Genomic DNA, 3,216 nt, shown 5'->3' with positions numbered 1-3,216 from the left:
AGGCTGAAAGAAGCCTGCATCGCCGACCCGATAGGAAGATAACTCGAAGGCAAGTGCGTTACTGGTAACGGTAAGGTATGAAGGAAGCATTAGAGGACACATGGAACATAACGCAAGTAAACCAAGTATTGGCTTATAAAGCGGATAACCTTGCAAAAAGTGGGAAAGTCCAAAATTCGGTAGTTAACTTTATAAGTTATTATGGATGTGTTCATGTGGGGCAGGCAAACTTAACTGGGGAAGCCTTATATCATCTCGATTAGAGTAAAGCTAAACAAGTTGAAAAACAAGAATAGCCTATGTGGTGTGAGGTGGCAGATGATTCCGTAGTAGTTATAAATTCTGAGCCAGTGAAAGGTGGTAACATTCTGGAGGGTAAAATTCAGAAGATATTATGCAAAATGTCATAATAAGCTAGATATAATCAAAAGTTATCTCTAGTTGCGAAGGGATGAAGATAAATCGAAGTAGTCAACTTAACTGTCTAAAAAAGTATGAATTAGGTAAAGATAAAGAAAGCAGAAAGTTTTGCAAATTATTGGGGATTACAATATGTAGTTGATATGGATTTATCCAAATGCTTTGATACACTAAATCATGAAATGATAATTAACTCAATCAATGAGAAAATTAGTGATGGAAAAGTATTAAAACTAATAAGAAACTTCCTTGAAAGCGGAATATTAGAGGATGGTGCATTTTCAGAAACTACTATAGGTAGTCCACAAGGAGGAGTCATATCTCCATTGCTTATGAATATATATATGGATAAATTTGACCAAAAAATGAAAAGTTTAAATATTAGGATTGTGAGATATGCAGATGATATTCTGATTTTTGCAAAATCGAGAAGCGAAGCTAGAAGGTACAAGGATATTGTTACTAGAATATTAGAGAAAGAACTGAAATTAACGGTTAATTCGAAGAAAACTCACATAACTGATAATAACAAGGGAATATCATATCTTGGATTTATTATTAAGAAGAAATATATATCTATACATCCGAAAAGAATTAGGAAGTTTAATGAAAAAGTTAGAAAACTTACACCTAGAAATTCTGGATATAACGTTGAATCTTTAATTTATAAACTTAATCCAGTTCTCAGAGGCTGGTGCAATTATTTTAGAATTGCCAATTGTAAAACTTTATTTGAGGACTTAATAAAATGGATTCGACGAAGGCTTCGAATGAAGCAAATGAAAGAATGGAAAACTTCTAAATTACTTCATAAAGCTCTAAGAAGAATGGGATACAAGGGTGACTTCAAGAAAATATCCATGACAAGATGGAGAAATTCAGCGAGTCCACTTGTGTGCATGGCACTTCCGAATAAATGGTTTGATGAAATCAAACTATTCGACATGTCTAAAGTAGAAACTGCAGTTTTGCATTATTACAAAAAATAATGGAGATTTATCAGGAGCCGTGTGCGAGGCCCCGCACGCACGGTTCTGTGAGAGGAAAGACCTCAGAAAATTATTTCTGAGGTTCACCTACTCGATTATTAAACTGAAAAATGGGAGCTGAGGATATGAGCATTAAATTAAATGATAAATTAATAGAAAAATCAGTTATAAATAAAGGTGATGTTTCAAGAATCTTAAAAATGTTTGAAAAAGCTGAAAATGGCGAAAACATAACAATAGCTTTTTTAGGTGGTTTAATTACCCAAGGATGCAATTCAACAGTATATGAAAAATGTTATGTTGAACTTACAGCAAAATGGTTTAGAGAAAAATTTACTAATGTAAAGGTTAACCATATAAATGCAGGTGTTGGGGCTACTGGTTCACTTATTGGAGTTCATAGAGCAGAAAAACAAGTATTGAGTAAAAATCCTGATATAGTTTTTGTAGATGCAGCTGTAAACGATAATGATTCAGAGTTCTGCAAGATTTCATATGAAAGTGAAATAAGAAAATTATTGAGCAGTCCAGGAAAACCAGCAGTAATAGAAGTGTTTATGACTATGGAAGATGGTGTGAATTATCAAGATCAGCAGATAAAGATAGGTGAAAATTATAACCTTCCAATGATAAGTTTTAGAGATGTGGCTTGTGAAATAATAAAGAGTCAAAATTTGAAGTGGAGTGATTTATTAACTGATGAAGTTCATCCTAATGATGATGGGCATAATATAATTTCACAATTATTAACACATTTTATTGAAGATGTTTATTTAAATGATTATAAAAAAGGTGAAAAAATAGAAATCATAGATGATACATTAGAAAAAGAATGTGTATTTGGAGATAGATATATTGATGGAAGAATTTTAAATAATAAATTAATAAAACCATTACAATGTACTGGATTTAAGGAATATGAAGAAGGTTTTCAAGTATTTCATGATGGATGGAAATTTGAAGGTGATAAAAATGATACTGGAAAATTGATTTTTGAAGTAGAGTGTAAAAACTTAATTTTATTATATAAGGAAATTATATCAGATGATGCAGGTAAGTTTAGGGTAAAAGTAAATGAAAAAGAAATGATTATTTTTATTTGAAAGATATAACATATTGAAACTTTATCCAAAAAATTATAATATATATAGTAATAAAATTGGTGGAAAATTTATTATATTCAAAAATTACTATATATATGTTCTAACAATAAAATTATGTAAGTAATTAAAGAAATCTTGCAAAGGTTTTATCATTTATTGTCAATTGTACATTGTTAATTGGAACATATATACATTAAAGAGAGGCGGATTTTAAAAGATGAAAAATTACATGGTTTTTGATATTGGTGGAAGTTCTATAAAGTGGTCTGTTATAACAGAAAGTGGTGACTTTAAAGAAAACGGTAGCATAAAGACTCCGGATAATAAAGAGGTTTTCTTTAAAAGCTTAGAAGATGTAACTAATGATATGAAAGAAAAATTTGATGTTAAAGGTATTGCAATAAGTGCTCCTGGTGCTGTTGATTCAGTTACAGGAATTATAGGAGGAGTAAGTGCAATTCCATACATACATGGACCAAATTTTAAGGAAATATTTAAAGAAACAACAGGATTAAATGTTGCAATTGAAAATGATGCCAATTGTGCGGCATTAGGTGAATGCTGGCTTGGTGCAGGAAAAGAAAATAATGATATGGCATTTATAGTATGTGGAACAGGAATTGGAGGAGCTATAGTAAAAGATAAAAAACTTCATGTTGGAATACACAAGCATGGTGGAGAATTTGGATATTGTGTTTTTAATT

The 3,216-nt window shown here is 30.8% G+C and carries 3 protein-coding genes; all 3 read left to right on the top strand.

Annotated elements, in window-relative coordinates; translation table 11 throughout:
- The first annotated feature begins 509 nt into the window (after window positions 1-509).
- On the top strand, window positions 510-1,409 hold the full coding sequence (locus Q0F58_RS18435; protein WP_294379367.1) for a reverse transcriptase domain-containing protein: 900 nt from the start codon (window positions 510-512) through the stop codon (window positions 1,407-1,409).
- Window positions 1,410-1,534: 125 nt separating this feature from the next.
- Entirely contained in the window at window positions 1,535-2,512 is a 978-nt protein-coding gene (locus Q0F58_RS18430) for an SGNH/GDSL hydrolase family protein (RefSeq protein WP_294379365.1), read from the top strand.
- Between the two features lie 217 nt (window positions 2,513-2,729).
- Window positions 2,730-3,216, top strand: a 487-nt coding sequence (locus Q0F58_RS18425; protein WP_294379363.1) for an ROK family protein, incomplete at its 3' end; no start/stop codon positions are given.

The organism is uncultured Clostridium sp., from assembly GCF_934754915.1.
Lineage (GTDB): Bacteria > Bacillota > Clostridia > Clostridiales > Clostridiaceae > Clostridium.
This window is presented reverse-complemented; position numbering and strand designations above follow the sequence as displayed.

Excerpts from the sequence above, each read along its gene's own strand:
- Q0F58_RS18430 (WP_294379365.1), top strand. The coding sequence starts at position 1,535 with ATGAGCATTAAATTAAATGATAAATTAATAGAAAAATCAGTTATAAAT.